This window comes from Candidatus Polarisedimenticolia bacterium (assembly GCA_036004685.1).
GTDB lineage: Bacteria > Acidobacteriota > Polarisedimenticolia > Gp22-AA2 > AA152 > DASYRE01.
Genome location: DASYRE010000031.1, coordinates 164,225 through 183,738, shown reverse-complemented (window position 1 = coordinate 183,738; position 19,514 = coordinate 164,225). Strand labels below are relative to the sequence as shown.

General features: G+C 64.8%; 20 protein-coding genes and 1 pseudogene. 3 read left to right on the top strand and 18 right to left on the bottom strand.

Annotated elements, in window-relative coordinates:
* Positions 1-914 precede the first annotated feature (914 nt).
* On the top strand, positions 915-3,398 hold the full coding sequence (locus VGR67_07740) for a zinc-dependent metalloprotease (GenBank protein ID HEV8336288.1): 2,484 nt from the start codon (positions 915-917) through the stop codon (positions 3,396-3,398).
* Positions 3,399-3,468: 70 nt separating this feature from the next.
* Here VGR67_07740 and VGR67_07735 read toward each other — a convergent pair whose 3' ends face one another.
* The 10 genes from VGR67_07735 to VGR67_07690 form a co-directional block, all read right to left on the bottom strand.
* Entirely contained in the window at positions 3,469-4,023 is a 555-nt protein-coding gene (locus tag VGR67_07735) for a DUF1801 domain-containing protein (GenBank protein HEV8336287.1), read from the bottom strand.
* Between the two features lie 8 nt (positions 4,024-4,031).
* Positions 4,032-4,454 carry a DUF1801 domain-containing protein gene (locus tag VGR67_07730; protein HEV8336286.1) on the bottom strand — a complete coding sequence of 141 codons (423 nt, stop codon included), beginning with the start codon at positions 4,452-4,454 and terminating at the stop codon, positions 4,032-4,034.
* A gap of 305 nt (positions 4,455-4,759) precedes the next feature.
* Positions 4,760-5,332, bottom strand: coding sequence for a cupin domain-containing protein (locus VGR67_07725; protein ID HEV8336285.1), 573 nt, complete (start codon positions 5,330-5,332; stop codon positions 4,760-4,762).
* A gap of 116 nt (positions 5,333-5,448) precedes the next feature.
* Entirely contained in the window at positions 5,449-5,889 is a 441-nt protein-coding gene (locus VGR67_07720) for a DUF1772 domain-containing protein (GenBank protein ID HEV8336284.1), read from the bottom strand.
* A 303-nt stretch (positions 5,890-6,192) separates the two neighbouring features.
* On the bottom strand, positions 6,193-7,074 hold the full coding sequence (locus tag VGR67_07715) for a dienelactone hydrolase family protein (protein HEV8336283.1): 882 nt from the start codon (positions 7,072-7,074) through the stop codon (positions 6,193-6,195).
* A complete protein-coding gene (locus tag VGR67_07710; GenBank protein HEV8336282.1) occupies positions 7,074-7,799 on the bottom strand; it encodes an NADPH-dependent F420 reductase in 726 nt (241 codons plus the stop codon). The genes VGR67_07715 and VGR67_07710 overlap by 1 nt, the downstream gene beginning before the upstream one ends.
* A gap of 142 nt (positions 7,800-7,941) precedes the next feature.
* Positions 7,942-8,391: a hypothetical protein gene (locus VGR67_07705; protein HEV8336281.1), complete on the bottom strand. Its 450-nt coding sequence runs from the start codon at positions 8,389-8,391 to the stop codon at positions 7,942-7,944.
* 100 nt (positions 8,392-8,491) lie between these two features.
* Entirely contained in the window at positions 8,492-9,085 is a 594-nt protein-coding gene (locus tag VGR67_07700) for a dihydrofolate reductase family protein (protein HEV8336280.1), read from the bottom strand.
* A gap of 177 nt (positions 9,086-9,262) precedes the next feature.
* On the bottom strand, positions 9,263-9,955 hold the full coding sequence (locus VGR67_07695) for a DUF6503 family protein (protein ID HEV8336279.1): 693 nt from the start codon (positions 9,953-9,955) through the stop codon (positions 9,263-9,265).
* A gap of 50 nt (positions 9,956-10,005) precedes the next feature.
* On the bottom strand, positions 10,006-10,485 hold the full coding sequence (locus VGR67_07690) for a VOC family protein (protein ID HEV8336278.1): 480 nt from the start codon (positions 10,483-10,485) through the stop codon (positions 10,006-10,008).
* A gap of 167 nt (positions 10,486-10,652) precedes the next feature.
* Here VGR67_07690 and VGR67_07685 point away from each other — a divergent pair.
* A pseudogene (locus tag VGR67_07685) lies at positions 10,653-11,051 on the top strand (transposase).
* Between the two features lie 43 nt (positions 11,052-11,094).
* On the opposite strand, the gene VGR67_07680 reads toward VGR67_07685, so the two are convergent.
* A complete protein-coding gene (locus VGR67_07680; protein HEV8336277.1) occupies positions 11,095-12,333 on the bottom strand; it encodes a DUF3179 domain-containing (seleno)protein in 1,239 nt (412 codons plus the stop codon).
* A gap of 103 nt (positions 12,334-12,436) precedes the next feature.
* Here VGR67_07680 and VGR67_07675 point away from each other — a divergent pair, with 103 nt between their 5' ends.
* Complete coding sequence (locus tag VGR67_07675; protein ID HEV8336276.1) at positions 12,437-13,351, top strand: hypothetical protein; 915 nt, start codon at positions 12,437-12,439, stop codon at positions 13,349-13,351.
* Between the two features lie 15 nt (positions 13,352-13,366).
* On the opposite strand, the gene VGR67_07670 is transcribed toward VGR67_07675, so the two are convergent.
* The 7 genes from VGR67_07670 to VGR67_07640 form a co-directional block, all read right to left on the bottom strand.
* Positions 13,367-13,666: a hypothetical protein gene (locus VGR67_07670; protein ID HEV8336275.1), complete on the bottom strand. Its 300-nt coding sequence runs from the start codon at positions 13,664-13,666 to the stop codon at positions 13,367-13,369.
* Between the two features lie 64 nt (positions 13,667-13,730).
* Positions 13,731-14,216, bottom strand: coding sequence for a ferritin-like domain-containing protein (locus VGR67_07665; GenBank protein ID HEV8336274.1), 486 nt, complete (start codon positions 14,214-14,216; stop codon positions 13,731-13,733).
* A 57-nt stretch (positions 14,217-14,273) separates the two neighbouring features.
* Positions 14,274-14,666, bottom strand: a complete 393-nt coding sequence (locus tag VGR67_07660) for a DoxX family protein (protein ID HEV8336273.1) — start codon at positions 14,664-14,666, stop codon at positions 14,274-14,276.
* Positions 14,667-14,904: 238 nt separating this feature from the next.
* Positions 14,905-15,531 (bottom strand): LysE family translocator, encoded by a 627-nt coding sequence (locus VGR67_07655; GenBank protein HEV8336272.1) that lies wholly within the window; start codon positions 15,529-15,531, stop codon positions 14,905-14,907.
* Between the two features lie 162 nt (positions 15,532-15,693).
* Complete coding sequence (locus VGR67_07650; GenBank protein ID HEV8336271.1) at positions 15,694-16,257, bottom strand: hypothetical protein; 564 nt, start codon at positions 16,255-16,257, stop codon at positions 15,694-15,696.
* Between the two features lie 138 nt (positions 16,258-16,395).
* Positions 16,396-17,991, bottom strand: coding sequence for an ATP-binding protein (locus VGR67_07645; protein HEV8336270.1), 1,596 nt, complete (start codon positions 17,989-17,991; stop codon positions 16,396-16,398).
* Complete coding sequence (locus VGR67_07640; GenBank protein ID HEV8336269.1) at positions 17,981-19,495, bottom strand: ATPase domain-containing protein; 1,515 nt, start codon at positions 19,493-19,495, stop codon at positions 17,981-17,983. Before VGR67_07640 ends, VGR67_07645 begins: the two co-directional genes overlap by 11 nt.
* Positions 19,496-19,514 lie beyond the last annotated feature (19 nt).

Here is a 19,514-nt window from a genome sequence, read left to right as displayed (position 1 = left end):
GACATCGATCCCGCCAGGCTGGGCGATGCTCAAGGATCTCGAATCGAGAGAGTCACTGGCCGGATTGCTCAATTTATACCAAAACGGGATGAGTTGCCGCAATCCGGCTGCTGGTCCTCGCTTTCACATGGCGTCGCTCAGCGCAGAAGTCTCGAGTTTGTGATAGCAGCAAGGCTATATGCCTCTCAGCTATATTGACATCCCCACACCCTGCGTCTGCTCAAAATATTTCTTTCCTGGACTTCATCAATTGTGGTATTGCGTGGTCGGTGTGGAGAATCCATTGACGAGCAAAACCACGGGGAGGCAACCATGAAGCGAGCGGGTGTGATAGCGGCAGCGGCGGTCGCCGTGCTTCTGGCAATTCTGGGTTGCGCTTCGAATCGCCCGACCGTCCCCCAGGCTCCGAAGCAGGGCAAGGCTGTGGTGAAGAGCTTGCCGGAAGGGATCGAGGGGGTGGAGCTGGTCGGAGACACGGTGCAGGCCAAAACGGACTTCCATTGGGTGAAACAGCCGGACGGAACGGTCACCGTGGCGAGAATGGGAGGGGTGGGTGACGTCGGAGGGACTTGGACCTGCAGTTGCACGACCGGCGCCTATAGCTGTGATGCGGTGATTACGGAGAGATCTCTCACTTGCGTGAGCCGAGACTGCTTGTCCTGCAAGCTGACTGTAAAAACAGGTAACCTGACCTCTCCGATCATAATGTACTGATCGGCCTGGCTCGCAGTCGTTTCAAACCTCATGGCCACGTTCCGGCCTTCCCCCTCGCTCGGGGCGCGCACCGACGCTTGCGCGTAGTGGGTTCTTCCTCGATAATCGGGCCCGAATCCAAGCTCGTGCCAGCCTGTGAGCGGCTCCACTAACTGAATCGAACTCCCAGATCAAGTCGATTGGGTGACGAGGATTCCGGCATGAAGCGCGTCTTCTCCTGGGTGATCCTGTGGGTGCTCGCGGGCGTCGCCCCCTTCGCCAAGGAGGCCGGGGGCGCGCCGAAGTCGGAGACGCTTGCCGGCCGGACGGTCGGCCTGAAGCGATCCGGAGGGTTCATCCCCACCTACTGGGATCCCAAGAAGGGAGCGCTACTGTTCGAGCTGTCGCCGCGCCAAAAGGAGAGCGAGTTCCTCTACTTCACGGGATTCGGGAGCGGCGTCGGCTCCATCGGGCTGTTCGCGGATCGCAGCACCATCGCCACGAGCTCCGCGCTGTGCCGCTTCCTTCAGGTGGGATCCCGCGTCCTAGTCATCCAGAAGAACCCCGAATTCCGCGCGGAGGAAGGAAGCGATGCGCTGAGACGATCGGTGGAGCAGAGCTTTCCCACCTCGGTGCTCGCCTCGCTGCCGGTGGAAGCTGAGGAGGGGGGGACCGTGCTGGTCAACGCCAATTCCCTGATCCTCCGGGACGCCGCCGATCTGCTGTCGCAGATTCGCCATCCCACCCAGGCGATCAACGGGCGGATGGTGCGCCAGGAGGCTGCCTCGGGAAGCTGGCGCCTGGATGAAACGAGGAGCGTCGTCGTCCCGGAGGATTCGGGAAGCTTCCCTCTGAACACCGAAATCGAGGCGCTGCTCACCTTCGCCTCCGAAAGCGAGTCGGACTTCAATCAGCCAGACCGCCGCACCCTCAGCCTGCGAGAGCATCATTCCTTCGTCGCCTTGCCGCCTCCCGGATTCGAGCCGCGCGAGGCCGATCCACGCGTCGGCTTCTCGCCGGTCCCGTTCCTGGATTTCTCACGGCCATTCGACAGGCCGCCGGCGAGGAGGTACATCCAGCGCTGGCGGCTGGCGAGGAAGAGTCGGGACACGGGGCCGGGCGAGCCCGTAAAGCCCATCGTCTTCTATCTGGATCGGGCCGTTCCGGAGCCGATGCGCTCGGCGCTCCGGCGCGGAGCCCTCTGGTGGAACGACGCGTTCGAGCAGGCCGGGTTCGCGAACGCGCTCCGGGTGGAGGACCTTCCCGACGGAGCGAGCCCCATGGACATCCGGTATCCGACGATCCAGTGGACGAACCGCGCCGGTCGGGGGTGGTCGGTGGGAATGACGGAGATCGATCCACGGACCGGGGAGATAATCCACGCCGTGGTCCAGCTCGACTCCCATCGGATGCGGACGGTCGGCAATTTCTGGGAGGCGATGAGGACTCCTCCCTCCGGCGCCGAGCCCGCCTCCGACGTCTTCTCCGCCCTGGACAACCTGGATCCCCGGGCGGGATCCGAGAATGTCATGCTGAACAGGCTGGCGCTGCTCACCGCGCATGAGATGGGGCACGTGCTGGGGCTGGAGCACAACTTCATCGCCAGCACGTTCGGGCGCGGCTCGGTGATGGACTACTACGCTCCCCGCGTGAAGCTTCGCCCCGACGGATCGCCGGACCTGTCCAATGCCTACATGCAAGGCGTCGGGAGCTACGACCGATTCGCCATCGAATGGGGATACTCCGAAGACCCGGCGGGCCGCACGCCGCAGGAAGAGCGAAGCCGCCTGGACTCGATCGTCCGGAGCCACCTGGCCCGCGGAATCGTCTGGGGGAGCAGCGACGACCCCCGGTGGAACGCCTACGACGACGGGCCGGATCCGGTCGCCTGGCTGAAGGAAGTGTTTCCGGTCCGGGACGCGCTTTTGCGGCGCTATTCCCCCGACCTGCTGGCCGACGGCGAGCCGGTCTCCCAGCTCGCCTCACGCTTCCCGCTGGTGTACCTGTTCCATCGCTACGCTCTGGCCGCGGCCCTCAACGTCATCGGCGGCGCGCGGATTCCGCCCACGCTGCGGGGCGACGGGCAGGAACCGATTGCGCCCTGGCCCGCCGCGGCCCAGCGCGATGCCCTTCGGCTGGTCCTCCGCGCGCTGGATCCCAAAACGATCGAGATTCCTCCGGGACTCTGGAAGGTGCTGGCGCCCTCCGAGGCGGACGCGAGGGATGCGGAGCGGTTCGCTTCCTCCGCCGGGTATCTATTCAGTCCTCACGACGCCGCGCGTGCCGTCGCGGGCATCGTCGCCGGCGGTCTTCTCGATCCCCAGCGCCTGCAGAGGCTCTCCACGCTCGTCCACGAGAGAATGGGTGCGCCTTCCCCCGGCGAGGTGATCGCGTCCCTGGCGAGCGCCGCGTTCGCGGGTCCGGACGGGGGTGCCGGCAGCGAGTTGGCCGGAGTCGTCCAGACGGAGATCGCCCAGCGCCTGATGCTCCTCGCGGTGGATGAGGGCGCCACGCCCGAGGTTCAGGCGGCCGCCCTGGCCGGCGTGGAGGACGTCAAGAGACGAGTGGCGTCGGGAAGGACTCCTCTCTGGCGGAGGCTCGATCATGAGATTCGACTCTTCCTGGCGGATCCGCGCCGGAACGCTCCTCGTCTACGACCTTCCGCCGCCCCTCCCGGCCCTCCGATCGGACATCCCTCCCCGTAGCCGCTCCGTCCCTGCGAAGCAGCTCACCGATGAAAGTCTGAGCGCAGGTCTACGGGCTGGTTCGTGGGCGCTAGCGGGAAGTCAGATCTTCAGAGGGCCGGCCAGGAATCCAGCCGGGCAACGCGGCGGCCTGCTTCACCCAGGTCGCCATCTGCGCCTCGTCGAGATCGTCCTCGTGGATGTCGATCCAGCGCGCGTCCTTGCCCGTGCCTCCGGGTGGAGCGGGTCGCAGCGACGTGCCTCGGAAGAAGGTCACCTTGACGTAGTGGGTGAAGACGTGGAACCCCAGGAACCAACCCTGGCCCTCGATGCCGTACAACGGCGAGTTCCACTTCACGGCCTTGCGCACGTTGGGCACGTTCCGCACGACGAGCGCGTCCAGGCGCTTCCCAAGGTCGCGCTTCCAGCCCGGCATCCCGGCGAGGTACGCCTGCACCGGGGCGTCGCCGTCCGCCTTCGCGATCTGCGGATTGCCGCCCGAGAGTAGGACGACGGCGACCTTCTCGCCTTCGCGCACCTTGATCGGCTTGGCCTGCCTCGCACCTGGCTTGGCCTTCGCGCCTGCCTTCGGCCGGGACTTGGACTTGCCACGCCGAGGTGTCGTGCGTGCGCCGCGCGATTGCATCTCAAGGTCTACCGTTTCTTGGCCGGCAGGTCATTCTGGGCCACCGCGGCCTTCACGAGCGTCTTGAACGCGCCCGCGTCGACCTCCTCCCCTTCGTGGATGTCGATCGCCCTTCGCGTGTTGCCTTCCAAGCTGGAATTGAAGAGGCGCGATGGGTCTGGGATGCTGGCGCCCCGGGCGAACGTGAGTTTCACGACCTTCGTGTAGGTCTCCCCGGTGCAGACGATCCCGTGGTGCGACCAGACGGGGACTCCCGCCATCCCATTCGACGGCTTCCTCCATTTGCGCTCCTCGATCATCTCGGGGTCGGCTTCCAGGATCAGCGCTCGCATGCGCGCCAGGGTCTCGCCGCGCCATTCCCCCAGGTCGCGGATCCGCTCGTCGATGAGCCGGGAAGCGGGTTTCCCGGTCGCTGGCTCATGGCTCCTCATACCCGCCGTTTTCGTGATGAGCGGGTTGCCGCCCGAGAGGACCACGCCGATCTTCTCGCCTTTTCGCACCTTGATTAGCTTGGCCTCGCTCGCGCTTCTCTTGGACTTCGCGCCAGCCCTCGGCGTGGACTTGAATTTGGAGGCCGACTTGCGTGGCTTGCTGGCGCGCGACGTGCCCTTGGCCTTTGGCTTTACCTTGCCTGGCGCGCGCACGGGACCCGGCGGCGTCTTCCTCATGATGACGGCTCCACGTAGAAGTTCGTGATCTTGAGTCTCATTAGGGCCTCCTCCTGGCTTGGGCGGCGCTACTTACACGCAACCAACGGCAGCGAAGCGTCCAGCTCGTGGCTGGCGGGCTGCGCGGCATCATGCAGGATGAGCGCCAAAGCGCGCCGTATGCCGGCCCCGGTGACCCGCCCACGATGGATGACACCTGCCGGTAGGACGAAGGATTGGCCGGCAACAAGACGCTGGCCGACCTCCGGAGTCTCCAGGCATTGCTCACCGGCGATGACGTAGAACACCTCCGGACTGGAATGAGTGTGAACGGGCGTGGTGGTTCCGGGGATAAGCAGGGATGACTGCACTCGCATCGTGTAACGCTCCGCCGCAGGCAGCGCAAGAGGGCCTATCGAGGTGACGTGACGCCCGCCGTGATGCTCGTCGGTCTTAGCTTCGACAGTCATGAGCCACACCGAACCGTGTGCCTCAGTCGCGACACCGTCAGGCCCGGCCGCTTGGTTCGCGGCCTTCAGCGAATCGAAGCGGTCGATGTGCCAATAGACGGGCTTGATCAGAGAGCCCAGTAGGGGCCTGCTCGCAAGAATCGTGCAGCCCTCCTCCCCACGCCGCTCCGGGGAATCCTCGATGCACTTCACGGGTGGCCGCTCTCGTGCAGCGGCCAACGTGCACGCCACCAAAACGGCTAGAATGGCACAACTCATGTTACCGTGCGTTGTCGGCGCGCGTGTGTTCGCCGCGAAGCGCACTTTAATCACCGATGAGCAATACTATTACCGACGAAGGACACGAACACCGCCACCCCAACGACCGTACGGACCGCATGGAGACGGCCCCACCGCAAGAGCAGCTCGACCGCTTCAGGCGAGCCAGGATCGAGCTGAGGATCCAGCAGGCGTCGGTTGGTGGGCATGATGACCACCAACGTGAACGGAACGAGCGCTCCCAATAAGAGCCCGCCCACCAGCCAGCCAACGCCTGAATCTTGAAACCATGCTACTGCAGCCGACACAAGGCTGACGGTGGCCAAACCACCCTGCAGGACGGCGGCGCGCCGAAAGCTGGGGCCTAATCCCTTGAGGGCGAGTGCTGGACCGGATTCGAGCCAGGCCGGATGTTCAGCGATGCTGACGTAGGTCGAGGCACCTGCAAAGAGCCCCGCTCCGACCGTGGCTACGAACGTGGCGATCGACACGCCTTGACCCCTGGAAATGCCTGTCTATCGGCTGCCGCTAATCCGCGGGCGCGCTCGTCGCGACCGTCGGTTCAAGGGCGTGTTATGCGCCGCTACGCCACCGACTTCCAGTTCAGGGCGAGACGCTTACGTGTCGCAGCGCAGTCTCGCAGGTAGAGGTAAATCAGAGTCTGGTACGGGATCCCGCGTTCCTCCGAGATTGACTTGAAGTATTTGATGAGTGCTCATGCATTGTAAGTACGATATAACTCCTCGTCAAGACTCTGTAGTGCGCATAGCGGCGAGGGGATGGGCGGCATCGGGCTAGTCGTTCGACGGCACTGTTGGGTGCTTGAGGAATCTCACGACTCGCAGCAGCTCATCGAGACGCTGGGTCTCGCTGGTAAAGATTGCGTTATGTCCGGCCGCGTCGTAGTAGTGGGCGTCAATGGGCTTCCCAGCCCGTCGCACTGCCTCTTGGAAGGCGCGTGCCATCGTGACAGTTGTCCTCGCCGATCCGCCGTCAGATGGGTCATCGGCGCTTCCATGCAGTAGCAAGATGGGGGCTTGAACCCCAGCAGCCGCACCCGTCACTTCAGAAGGGTAGCCCGTCGAGTTCAGAATTGCCGCGTAAACGCCCGAGTGCTTGAGAATGTAGTTCAGCGCCGCACCACCGCCGCGCGAATGCCCGAGAAGAGCGATCCGATCGGGGCGCGCGCCCGGAAGCTGGCGTGCGGCTTGGATTAGGGCGTCGACGGTGGCTAGTGCCTGGGCGCTGGAGGCCGTCGGTATCGGCGGTGCCTCCGGGCAAGCGATGGGCGTTACGAACCGTGAGCCCGCGCCGCCGCTCGAGCCCGAGAACCAGCATGGCGCCATCGCTTGAACGCCGCGGTCAGCCAGGTCCTTGGCCAGTTGTACATATTCACGTGCGAAGCCGTGGCTACCGTGCAGAATCACTACGGTCGTGAATGGGCCACGGCTCGACGGTGTTGCGACCGCGGCGAGCATGACGCCGAGGCGGGGACTTGTTACGGTGATCCACTTCACGCCCCCGGCTGCCACGTTCGGAGGCGGCGTGGCGTCAGACACGACCGCCGGGATGCCGGGTGATTGCGGACCGGAGACGTCCACGGATGGGATCCGATCGCGGGAAACGGTTGCCGGTGCGCCGAACATCAGCAGTGCGACGGTTGCGGGGAAGAACACTACAACGACCTCCTGATACGAGCCTCCTGCTCGGCGCGGTATCCGGCGATGCGGCTCCGGTCAGCTTCGGCGAGCGCGTACCGGAGACCAGCGGCTTCAAGATCGCGGCAGTAAGCTGGCGTTCCGGGCTGCTGCCGCCAGGAGTCGTCCAGAACTCCACCGTCGACAGGCTCGAAGCCAAGATCGTCGACGAGGCGGAGCACCGCTGCCTTGGCTTCCGGCGAATCGCCGTAGACGGAGAGAGCAAGCCGCCCCCTCGTTCCCCTCGAAACGCCCTTCTCGAGAAGGCTCTTGGCGAAGATGTTGTTGAACGCCTTGATCACGGGATGTCCGATCTGCTCCGCGACCCACTGGCTGTCGAGCATGCCCCGGTCTATCGCATCGATGTGGCCATCGCGAAGCTCGGGATGATAGTTGCCGATATCGATCACGACGACGCTGCTCGGCACGTTGGCAAACAACCCCCGCGGAAGATCGGCGACGGCCTTCGTTGGGATCGCAAGGATGACGACTTCTGCGGCTTGGACGGCGTCGACCACGGAAGCGGGCGTCGCGCCGAGCTCGGCCGCCAACGCGGTCAGGCTCTCGGGTCCTCTCGAGTTCGCAATCGAGACGTGATGGCCGAGCTTGGCGAGGCGGCGCGCCAGTATCCGTCCCATGCTTCCAGCGCCGATGACTCCGATTCTCACGCCGGCTCTCCTTTCGTGATCGTTACAGGCCCGCACCACCTGGCCCACACCCAGAACACCCACGAAGCCCGAGACCGAGAAGAAACAACGGCGGCATCGAAAAGAAAAGGCAGAATCAACCCAGGAGACGTGTGCCTATTGACGACCGGGGGCCTCATAAGTGTTAGGCCGCAATCGATCATTCCTGTTCAACTGCGGACTTAATATCGTTTAGGTCTTGCAGGAGGGCCTTTTTCGCCACGCCCTTGAACAGAATCCCCATTGGGATCGACATTAATCTTGCAACGACACCTTGAGGCTTGGAATCATGAGAACTAGTCAATGTAATGCCGCCACGGCTCTCTGAAATACTAATGGTGGATAAGAATACAAATCCATTATCTTCTGCTCTGGTTTTGTAGAACTCGTTCTCAACAGCATCAGTGATCCACTTTTCCGCGGTAGCCGGCTTGCCGAATAGCGTTCGGGTCTCTCGCCACTTTAGTCCCACGAGCCCGTTTGCCGGTTTTTCGAGAACCTCGATTCTTTCGATTCCGGTGATGGTTTCCGAGGCGTTCTCGATGTTGGTGATTGCGGCCCAGATCGCCGCCTTGGATCCGTTGATGGTTACCTGTGCTTCAACGAGCATGGTGTTCCTCCTAACTCAGGCTTCATGAATGCGAATGGATGTTGAGCCCACATAACGTTGAGCATCAGCGGCGGCGCGCAGCGCCGTCCGCTGCATGCCGTTAGGTGGCGTTGCGTGACTCGCCGCGATGTCCTCGCACCTCGTAACGAAGCTCCACCATGCCGCTGTTGTAGGCTTTGACCTCCGCCAGATGGAGGGCGATGTCTCTGTCGAGCCTATCGAAGAATGGGATCCCATCACCAATCAAGATCGGCAGAATCGAATAGCGAACTTCGTCGGCTAGGCCGAGACGAAGGCATTCGGCGGAGACCACACCCCCTCCAACAAACCAGATGGTACGGAACGCGGGCCGTAGGCGCCCATTCACGAACTGCGCGAGATCGCCTGAATGGAACTCGACAGTATCCCGGGTCCGTGGTAGTTCGCGACTAGTGAGGACGAAGGTGGGTTTGTCGCCGTACGACCACCCCAACCCCTGGGCTTCAAAACGAAGCGCGGTCTCATAGGTTCGCGAACCCATGACGTAGCAGTCGATCGTCTTGAGGAACGCCTCGACGAATCCTGGGTCCATGGCGTCCCCCCCTACGAATTCGTCTGAGGTTTCGAGCCAGTCGACGCGCCCGTCCTTTCGAGCGATGAAGCCGTCGAGGCTCGCAGCCATGTGGATCGTTACGTGAGAATCATGGTTTGCCATCGTTTCGTCCCGACGTCGAGTGCGACGGCTAGCAGCACTGCTCGGAGCCGCCTCCGGTTGAATCCACAACGTGGTTAAGCTGCGGCGCGCGAATTCGGAGTCCAAGTCACCACGGGCCTCCCGCGCGCCGCCAGCTTCAGTCGGTTGTCATCCGGCCCACTCCTTGGAGCACCGCATTCAGGGCGCGACGATGGACAGAATCGTATGTGTGATGACCGCCTTGTCGTCCTTGTTTGTATACCATTGTCTCACTCGTGGAAGCCGGAGGTCCAGGCCCGCGATCTCCCCGCTCAATACGGCGTACTCGCCGTCCCCTGCTGATTCGTCATGATGATAACGATGGCCGACAAGCGCGTACGTTTCACGATCCAGGAAGAAATACCACGTATCGCTGCCGACGCCTGCGTCGTAAGTGACGCGAAGTTGGTAGACGGCTCTTCCCCCGAAATGCGTCTCCTTCACTCGTGGGTCCAGTCGGGTGCCGGGGTCTCTGAGCTTCATCGGTAGGCCCCAGAGGTACAGATCCCTGTTACGCCTCGACAAGACCTGGGCGGGCTTCAATCGATAGCGCTCGAGTTCATCGGCGGACAAATGCGCCTCCCCATCAACGCGCGCGACTGCGTCGTCATTCTCCACCACGAGGTTGAGAACGCGGCCGTCGACAGAGCTCTCCAACTCGAACCGGTTCCGGGCGTTGTCGAACCGAAAAACGTTGCGATGGGCCGTTCCGTCCGGTTGGCTTGCAAGCTCAGTAACCTCGAATGCCCCTCGCTCCCAACTCCCGTGGGGATCGTGGTAGGCGATCGACCGGTCCAACAGTTCCTTCGCGGTTAATGAAGAAAGCACGGCGAGGGCGAGATAAGGCATCATCATGAATTCCCCAGCCGGACGAAGGGCATGCGACTTCGAAGATTGCGCCTTCAACCGCGGCGCGCCGCCTCGATTGCAGCGATGTCGATCTTTCTCATCTCCATCATCGCATCGAACGCGCGCTTGGCGGCAGCGGGATCGGAATCGGTTATCGCTTTGGTCAGAGCGATCGGCGTAATCTGCCAGGACAATCCCCATTTGTCCTTGCACCAGCCGCATGCACTCTCTTGGCCCCCATTGCCGACGATCGCGTTCCAGTAACGATCAGTTTCGGCCTGGTCAGCGGTTGCGACCTGAAACGAGAACGCTTCGTTGTGCGTGAACTCGGGTCCGCCGTTCAGCCCGAGGCAGGGAATTCCCATCACGGTAAACTCAACCGTCAACACGTCCCCCTTCTTCCCGGACGGAAAGTCTCCCGGCGCGCGGTGCACCGCGCCAACGGACGAATCGGGAAAGGTGTAAAACCGCGCCGCGTCCTCGGCGTCGCCATCGTACCAAAGACAAATCGTGTTCTTTGCTTGCTTGACCATGTCACTTCTCCATCGTGATGAGCTGCCCGGCGCCGGAGTAAAACGATGCGCTCGCGGTCCAAGGGCATGGCTCGGCTGACATTTCCACGTCAAAAGGCCGAAAAATCCGCACCATTTTAGCCGATCTCGAAGCCCTCGCTGAATAGACGCCGGTGGTCGCGTGGCTGCGAACCATTCCCGCGGTCGGCCTGCTCACCGCCACCGCCCTGGTCGCCTTCGTCGGCGTCGTCCAGCGCTTTCCGACCAGTCGTCACTTCGCCAGCTATCTTGGCCTCATTCCCCGGGAATCCTCCAGCGGTCTGCACCGTCGCCTTGGCGCCATCAGCAAGCGCGGCGATTCCTATCTCCGCATGCTGCTCATTCACGGCGCTCGGTCCATTCTGTGGCATGCCCAATGCGCCGCCGCCTTCGGCCGCCTGCAGGCCTGGGCGCTGGGTATCCAAAGCCGGCGAGGCCACAATAAAGCCGCCGTGGCCCTCGCCAACAAGCTCGCTCGTATCGCCTGGGGGGTTTGGAAGAAAGGACACGATTTCGACTCTTCAAAACTCGCGTCGCAGGAGGAGTAACCACCTACCGCTGCGGAGAAAACACGACCGATGGCGAAACGGCCTAGCGTGGAGCGGCGGGGAGTCCGGCGGAGTAGACGCTGGTGTCCGGGTGGTAGGTCTTCCAGTCGAACCAGTAGTCGGGCAGGGCCCGAACGGGTGGTAGCCGTTCGCCCGCCAGCGGGCCCGCGACCGCGCGGCCGGTGAAATCCCAGGTGCTGGCGGTCTGCGCGTCGACCAACCCCCAGGGCTCCGGCGCGGGCCTGAGGAACAGCTCCAGGGTCCGGCCGCCGATGCGCCGCTCGAAGGCCCGCACCGTCTTGCCATCCTCGCCCAACACGACCAGCACCGGGACCCCTCCGAGTCGATCGTTGATCGGCCCTTCCGGAGCGAGCCGCTCGCGCGGGTAGGCGCGGGATTCGCCGCCGGCGGATAGGCCGAAGATCAAGGCGCGCGGCGGCAGGGGCTCGCCGGGCTTGGCGCGAGTCACCACGGGAAGCGCCGCGATCTCCTTTTCCCAATCGGCCGGCGCGTACTGCCGGGCGAAGGCCGTCTCCTTGCGGAGCACCCTCCCGCCGGGGTGCTCCCGCTTCCAGGTCGCGAAGCTCGACTCGTCGAAAGGGACCGGCTTGAGCCGCCGCCCTCTCAGCGGTCCGGCGATCGCCTTTCCCGAGACCTGCTGCCACCAGGAGCCGGTCTCCTCGTCCCGCATGATGAAGTTCTGGTTGTTGATGCCGGAGAGGTGGAAATGAAGCGCCCGACCATCCACCGTCGTCTCCCACACCAGACCGGTGTGGCAGAGCGTTCAATAGGTGGCGACGAGAGGGACGCCGCCGACGGCGTCGGCGACCAGGTGGTGGTAGGCCAGCTGGCGCACCGGATAGGCCGCGGCGTCCTGGCCGATTGCCACGGAGAGGACCATGTCGCCCGGCTCCACGAAACCGGCCTCCTGGGCGCGGGCGAAGCCGGCTTGGGGAAGGGAGTGGAAGAGCCACTCGAAGTGGTTCTGCCACGCGAACCAGGCCGAGACGAACGCGAGCGCCACCAGGATCACGAGGATCGGCCTGCGCCACCATCCGGGAGAGGCTCTCCATAGGCGGATGGCGATGAGCAGAGCCGCCAGCGCCAGAAGCGGCGCGGCGAGCTTGCCCCACTTCTTCACCAGGAAGGCGATCTCCAGCCCGCGGGCCGTCTGCGGCGCGAAGGGCTGGATGATCCAGGCCGGTATCAGCGCGACGGCGAACGCCGCCGCCGCGGCCAGAAAGATCCCCAGGAAGGATCGGAGGCGCGAGCCGGTTCTCATCGGAAGGTCCCCAAGCCTGCCGGAGCAGGTTTCGCTATTCTAGCGTGGTCGGTCTCTCCCAGAGGAAGCGGTGACCGGAATGCGGCGGAGGATTCTCAGAGCGATGCCCAGGAGGCAGCGAAAGATTCTCGCGATCCTTTCGGCGATGATCCTGACGGTGGCGCTGTCGGGCGCGCCCGTTCCGGCCGGCGAGTGGCTCGCCATGAGCCGCCCGCCGTTCCGGATCCTCTACCAGAAGGGGAACGGCACCGAAGCGCGAATCCTCTCCGAACAGGCCCCGGAAATCCTATCCGATCTCGAGCGCGACCTCGGACTCCGGGCCCCCGAGAGCATCCTCGTCCGGATTCTCCCGCCGGCGCGCTCCGCGCGGGGAGAAGATCAGGGGCCGCCGGGATGGGCCGTGGGCTTCGTTCCGGGAGGTTCGTCCGAAGTCAACCTGCGCGGCGATCTGGTCGCGACCTATCCGTTCGAAGATCTGCTCTCCCTGTTCGGCCATGAGCTGACGCACGTCCTGATGAACTCGCTTCCGCCTCGGTCGGGCCCCTTGCCGCGCTGGTTCAACGAAGGGGTGGCGGTCATGGAGTCGCGGCGCTGGAGCCTGCGCGACGTGTTCGCTCTCAGCACCACACTTCTCGTCGGGCCGTCGCCGCGCCTGGACGAGCTCTCCGGCGATTTCCCGCCGGGGGAGTCGGGGGCCCGGGCCGCCTATGCTCAGTCGTTCAGCTTCATCGCCTACGTCGAGCGCGAGCGTCCCGGCGCGGTCCGCCGGATCCTGGCGGAGTCGGCGGCCGGGGCGGGATTCGCCGAAGCCTTCCGCAAGGGAGCGGGGAGGAGCCTGGGGGAGATGGAAGCGGGATGGCGCGACCAGGTGAACTTCGCCTATCGCTGGGTCCCGGCAGTCACGAGCACCGGCGTGCTCTGGGCCGGAATCACTCTCTTGGTCTTGCTGGGACGGATCGCCAAGCGGCGCCGGGAGCGCGCCATCCAGGAGGCCTGGGAGCGCCAGGGGCTGGGATGAGGGTACGCGGTCGAGTCACCGCAGGTTGACGCCGCATTTGTTGCAGAAGCGCGGGCTGAGGTCGCGGCCGAGATACCGGTTGCAGGCGGGACATCGCCAGTTGTACAAGGAATAGACGAGGGCCGCGACGACCAGAGCCAGGAACAGGGGGCCGAGGACGGAAATCGGCACTCCGGGGATTTCCACCTTCCGCCCGCGGAGAACGGCGAACAGGAGAATCATCGCGATCAGCGGCACGGCGATGAAGATCTGCCGGCTCCGCCGCCTCTTGAATTCCTCCTTGAACTCGGACTTCTCCGGTTCCGTGTACTCCATCCCGGCCCCCCCTGTCGCGGCTCCCGGCTGGCCGCGTTGCGCTTTGCTTGCGAACCTCCCGACCCTAGTCCCCGCTGTGGGGCACGTTCACGCCCAGCGCGGTCGCCAGATCGATCTGGTGCTCCTGCTCCTGCTGCAGGATCTCGCGGATGTGCTCCGCCATGGCGAACTCGCCGAGTGCCTCGCACTGGCGCACCCGCCGGCGGTACTGCCCAATCGTCTCGGTCTCGTTCTCCAGGTCGAACTGGAGCAGCGTCTTCGGGTCGTCCGACACTTTCACCGCTTTCGGCACGACCGTGGGCACGCCGCCCAGATAGTCGATCTGCTTCGAGATGCGGAGCGCATGCTCCAGCTCTTCCTTCGCATGAGTCTCCAGCTCCTCGGCGATCGACATGTAGGCGGCGCCTTTGAGGACCTGGGAATACACGACGTAGGCGATGATGGCCTGGTACTCTCTCGCCAGATCTTCGTTCAGATCGTTGATCAGCGCCTCGCGCTCTTTGGAGGGAGCGCTCTTCCGGACCGGGGAAAGCTGGTTTCGACTGGCCATGGAAGCTCCTTTGGGCGAAAAGTTGAAGTGAAGAGATCGGAGCCCGAAGGGGCGGCGTCAGAGACGCCGGCCGCGCATCAGGCCCTCGACGCTGTAGCGTCCCGAGCCCTTCGAGGCAATATACAGAAAGATGAAGCAGTAGACGACCGCCAGCTCGCCGCGGTTCAGGATGGGCCAGAATCCGCCCTTGGCGTGCGCCATGAAGTAGGCGAACGCCATCAGGCCGCTCGCGAGGAAGGCGGCGAATCCGGCCCACAGGCCGATGGCGACGAGGATTCCGCCGCCCAGCTCGATGATCCCGGCGATAAGCATCATCGGCTCGGAAGGCCAGCCCTGCCCGCCGAACTTCCCCAGCAGCTTCTGGGCCCCGTGGCAGGCGAAGAGGAACCCGAGCACCGCGCGCGTGACCGCGTAGAGCACTTCCGAGTACCTACCGAGCCAACGCTCCATGACCAACCTCCGTGTTTGAGTTCATTCGGAGACGGCAAAGCGGCTTAGTGTAGCTCAAGTTCCGGCGCGCGCCGGGGAGCCGGACCTGGTCCGGCCCGTTACGGCGCGGCGCCGGTCGCGAAGAGCTTTGTTCCGGCCGGCGACGCGCTTAGAGATGTAGATGGAGTGATTGCGGCACTTCGCGTGGTGACCCGCGCCTCTCGACCGAGGAACGCGAATCGCACGCTGGGAAGCGCCGTCAGCGGTTTGCCGTCAGGGCCAGGCTGCCGCCGGCGATGACTAACATCGCGCCGCTGGCGCGGTTCGTCGCGATGATGAAGCGGGATCGCCGCGCGGCTCGGGCGGCGCGGCCGGCGAGGAAGCCGTAGCCCGCCAGGACGGCGAATTCGATGACCACCGAGGTGATACCCAGGATGGCCACCTGGACCGCCACCGGCGCCTTCGGGTTGATGAACTGCGGGAGCAGGGCCGCGAAGAAAATCAGCGCCTTGGGGTTGGCGGCCTGAATCGCGAAGCCGCGCGTCAGGGTCCGCCAGCCTGGCTGCGCGGGCCGCTCGACCGTAACGGGCGCGACGGCCAGTCCGGCGCCGCGGAACGTCCTCATCCCCAGATAGACCAGGTAAGCAGCCCCCGCATACTTGATTCCGGTGAATACGGCGTGCGAGGCCAGCAGCACGGCGCCGAGTCCGAAGGCCGAGAGGAGAAAATAACAGGCATTGCCGGAAAGGATCCCCGCGTTCGCCCACAGGGAGCTTCGTCCGCCGCGCGACAGCCCGTGCGAGATGACGAACAGGACGGCGGGGCCGGGCGTCAGGCAGAGAAAGGTCTCGGTCGTGGTGAACAGGATCCACGAGGTCCATGTCACGCCGGTTTCCTCCGATGCCCCGCTTCTCCGGCGCGCGCGGCCTCCTGGGCTCCGGACTGTTGAGGCAGGATCCGACTCGCTCGAAGGATCACGGTCGCGTCAGCGGCCCGCCGCGCGCGGCCGGCCCGCTTCGCTTCCTGAGGTCCGCGCATGAAACATCCCTCACGATTCTCCCGATGTCGGTCCGGAAGCAAGCTCCTTTCCGACCTGAATCCTGCCGATCGCCGCGAACAGGAGCAGGATCCCTCCGGTGATCCAGGCGCCCGGGCTGAAAGCGTCCGATCCATAGAGACCGACGAGCACTCCTGCGCCCACGAGCGCCCCGCACAAGGCGATGAACATCCGCATGCCATAGAGAAAGGTGAAGGGGAGGTAATGCGCTCCGAGGACGATCATGAATGCCGGATAGAACCAATTGAGCTTGTGTAGCGCGGCCGCGAACACCAGGGGAAGCGACAGGGGCAGGACGAAGGCGACCTGCATCGCCAGGGCGTTGAGAGGATTGGCGCGCGAGGCGCGGACCCGGTGACCGATCAGCCGCAGGGTCAGGAGGGTGGCGGGGAAGATGAAGAACCCCCCGGCGACGAGGAGCAGGATCGCCCAGCGCGCCGGCCCCCAGCTCGCCAGCGCCGCCGAGCCCAGCCAGAGAAGGCCGGAGACGAGCTGGCCGGCGAAGCCGCCCAGATAGGCGGCGCGAATCTCTTGTTGGGCTTCCGCGATCGTCATGATCGGCTCCGCGCGCGCGACCCGGCGCTTTCCGAGGGTCGGCTCCGGGCGCTTCGATGGAAAGGCCTCCGCGCTTCCCTCGGCTCGTCGAAGGCGGCGGGATTTTCGGTCTAAATCGCCACGCGGGTCAAACTGGGGTCAGGGTTCGAGGCGGCGGGCTCTGGCGGGGACTTCGAAAGAATTGAACAGAGCTTCCAGGACGGCGGCGTCGGCCGGCTTGACGAGATGGTGGTCGAACCCGGCTTCCCGGGTGCGCCGGCGGTCCTGCTCCTGGCCCCAGCCGGTGAGGGCGATGAGCTTCATGGACCGCCCGGCGGGATGCTGCCGAATCTTCCGGGCGACTTCATAGCCGTCCATCCCGGGCATTCCGATGTCCAGGAGCACGATGGCGGGTTGGTAGGCCTCGATCGACTCCAGCGCCTCGGCGCCCCCGTGGACGACCCGGACGTCGACGCCGCGCAGCTTGAGGAGCAGGCCGAGACTGTCGGCGGAGTCGCGGTTGTCGTCGACGATCAGGACTCGGGTCGACGGCAGATGGCTCGCCGCGCCCGCGGGGTCGCCGGAGCCGGTTCGCGGCTGCTGGTTGGCGGCGAGCGGCAGGCGGACCAGGAACTCGCTGCCTTTTCCCGCTCCCTCGCTGCGCGCCTCGACGCTGCCGTCGTGCATCTCGACGAGCCTCTTGACCAGCGTCAGCCCGATCCCCAAGCCGCCACGGGTCCGGCCGGGATGCGATTCCCCTTGCATGAACATCTCGAAGATGCGGGGCAGGGCCTCGGCGGGGATGCCGATTCCCGCGTCGCGTACCGAGATGACGACCTGCCCCCCCTTGACGGACGCCCCCACCCAAATCCTGCCCCCCCGGTCCATGTACTTCGCCGCGTTGTTCAACAGATTTGCGAGAATCTGCGAAAGGCGCGTCGGGTCCCCTTCGAGGAGGATCGGCTCCGGTGGGAGGTCCAGGATCAGCTCGTGACCGGCGGCTTCGATGAGAGGCCGGCTCGTCTCGATGGAATAGCGCATCAAGGTGGCCAGGTCGATGCTCTCCCGGCGCAGCTCGATCTTCCCGCGCGTGATCCGGGACACCTCGAGCAAATCGTCCACCAATCGCACCATGTGGTTGACCTGGCGCTCCATCATCTCGCTGACGCGCTCGAACAGCCCTTCGCTGGGCGGGGATATCCGCAGGACGTGGAGAGAGTTGCGGATCGGGGCCAGCGGATTGCGCAGCTCGTGGGCCAGAAGCGCCAGGAACTCGTCCTTGCGCCGGTCGGCTTCCCGCAACGTCTCCGCGACCCGGTCGCGCTCGACAAGGTGCTCCCGGATCTGGTACTGGCGGTCACGCGCCCGCAGCGCCGAGCGCACCGTGCTGACGAGCGAGGCGATCCGGAGCGGCCGCTCCATGAGCGTCACGTTCCCGAGCGTCGCGAGCGCCAGCTCGCCGACCGGCGACTCGGACCCCGCCAGCGTCAGGAGCATGAAGGGCGGATCCGACCAGGGAGGCTGGCGCTCGACGGCGTCGAGCAGCGTCTCCTCGCGCCCGTCGCCGATCGCCTCTTCGGCGAGGATCACGGCGCCCACGCCCCGATCGATCTCAAAAGCCAGGTCCAGGGCGTCGTTGCACGTGACGCAGGCGATGCCGGCTTCCGCCAGGATGGAGGCACAAAGCTCGGCGTCCTTGCCGGTCGGAGCCAGGATCAAAATCCGCCTTTCGAGATCGGCCCGGTCAGTCTCCATGGCGAGGTTTTTCCTGGTCCGGGGTTTCCATGTCCCATTGCGGGACGCCGGTGAGGATCCCCCGGAAATTCCGCAGCGGCTCCCCGACGTGGATCCCCAAGCTGCCCAACGTGAGCTCGCGAATCGTCCGCTCGTGGGCGCCGCCGCGCTTCTTGATCACCGAGATCGCCTGGTGCACCTCTCCCCGAAGCTCGAAGTATCGCAGCAGCAGGACGGCGTCCGCCAGGTAGCTCGCGTCGATCGGAGAAACCATCGGGCCGCCGATCAGGCCCGCGTGCGCGCCGATCAGCAGGGTGGCGACCCCCTTCTGTCCGAGGTAGATCAGGAGCTCGTGCAGCTGGATGACCAGGAAGCGCTCCTCCGGCATCGCGTTCAGGTAGCCGTTGAGGCTGTCGACGACGACGATGGAAACGTCGTCGAGCGTCACCACGCGCCGAATCGTATGAGCGAACTCCCCCGGCGACAACTCGGCGGGATCGACTTGCTGGACCCTGACGAGGCCCTTGTCGATGTGCTTCTGGAGGTCCATCCCCATGGCGGTGCACCGGGTGACGAGCGTGTTGGTCGATTCGTCGAAGATGAAAAAGGCCGACCGCTGGCCTCGTGCGGCTGCCGAGACCAGGAATTGCGCCGCCAACGAGGATTTGCCCGTCCCGGCGCCTCCCGTGATCAGGGTGCTGGTTCCGCGCTCCAGCCCGCCGCCCAGGAGCTTGTCGAGCGCCTCGACGCCGCTGGGGAGGCGGCTCAGCACGGTGACAGTGCGATGCTCCGACGCGACCAGACGCGGAAAGACGTCCAACCCTCCTCGCCGGATCACGAAGTCGTGAAACCCGCCGCGGAAATGCCTGCCCCGGAACTTGAGCACGCGAAGGCGGCGGCGCTCCGCGCCGTATTCGGGGCTCATTTGCTCCAGCTGCACGACCGCGTGGGCGATGCTCTGGACCTGTAGGTCGTGGTCCTTGAAGGAGACGTCGTCCAGTATCAGCATGGTGCAACCCCGGCCCGCGAAGAAGTGCTTGAGAGCCAGAATCTCGCGGCGGTACCGCAGCGGCGTCCCCGCCAGGAGCCGCAGCTCGGAAAGCGAATCGAGGACGACCCGGGCGGGCTTGATCTCCTCGACGCTGGAGAAGATGACCTTGGTGGTCGCGCTCAGCTCCACTTCCGCCGGATGGAACATCGTGTACTGTTTTTCGGGCTTGACCGGCTGCTCCGAAGTGACCAGCTCGCGAACCGCAATCCCCTCCAGGGACCAGCCATGGGACTCCGCCACCTGCCTGATCTCTGTGACAGTCTCCGAAAGGGTCAGGTAGAGGACCCGCTCTCCCTGGCGGATCCCTTCCAGGAGGAACTGCAGCGCCAGCGTCGTCTTGCCCGAGCCGGGAAGGCCTTCCAGAAGGTACAGCCGATCGGCAGTGAGGCCCCCCTCCAGGATGTCGTCCAGTCCTTCGACGCCGGTCGCGACTTGTCTTTCGGAATCGGGGGTGCGTTTTCCGGCGCGGGTCATCGTTGAATCCTCATAGGGG

Bases quoted from the DNA above. Each gene is read 5' to 3' on its own strand.
- VGR67_07740 (HEV8336288.1), top strand. From the start codon at position 915: ATGAAGCGCGTCTTCTCCTGGGTGATCCTGTGGGTGCTCGCGGGCGTC.
- VGR67_07735 (HEV8336287.1), bottom strand. From the start codon at position 4,023: ATGCAATCGCGCGGCGCACGCACGACACCTCGGCGTGGCAAGTCCAAG.
- VGR67_07730 (HEV8336286.1), bottom strand. From the start codon at position 4,454: ATGAGGAGCCATGAGCCAGCGACCGGGAAACCCGCTTCCCGGCTCATC.
- VGR67_07705 (HEV8336281.1), bottom strand. From the start codon at position 8,391: ATGCTCGTTGAAGCACAGGTAACCATCAACGGATCCAAGGCGGCGATC.
- VGR67_07700 (HEV8336280.1), bottom strand. From the start codon at position 9,085: ATGGCAAACCATGATTCTCACGTAACGATCCACATGGCTGCGAGCCTC.
- VGR67_07695 (HEV8336279.1), bottom strand. From the start codon at position 9,955: ATGATGCCTTATCTCGCCCTCGCCGTGCTTTCTTCATTAACCGCGAAG.
- VGR67_07690 (HEV8336278.1), bottom strand. From the start codon at position 10,485: ATGGTCAAGCAAGCAAAGAACACGATTTGTCTTTGGTACGATGGCGAC.
- VGR67_07675 (HEV8336276.1), top strand. From the start codon at position 12,437: ATGCCCAGGAGGCAGCGAAAGATTCTCGCGATCCTTTCGGCGATGATC.
- VGR67_07670 (HEV8336275.1), bottom strand. From the start codon at position 13,666: ATGGAGTACACGGAACCGGAGAAGTCCGAGTTCAAGGAGGAATTCAAG.
- VGR67_07665 (HEV8336274.1), bottom strand. From the start codon at position 14,216: ATGGCCAGTCGAAACCAGCTTTCCCCGGTCCGGAAGAGCGCTCCCTCC.
- VGR67_07660 (HEV8336273.1), bottom strand. From the start codon at position 14,666: ATGGAGCGTTGGCTCGGTAGGTACTCGGAAGTGCTCTACGCGGTCACG.
- VGR67_07650 (HEV8336271.1), bottom strand. From the start codon at position 16,257: ATGACGATCGCGGAAGCCCAACAAGAGATTCGCGCCGCCTATCTGGGC.
- VGR67_07645 (HEV8336270.1), bottom strand. From the start codon at position 17,991: ATGGAGACTGACCGGGCCGATCTCGAAAGGCGGATTTTGATCCTGGCT.
- VGR67_07640 (HEV8336269.1), bottom strand. From the start codon at position 19,495: ATGACCCGCGCCGGAAAACGCACCCCCGATTCCGAAAGACAAGTCGCG.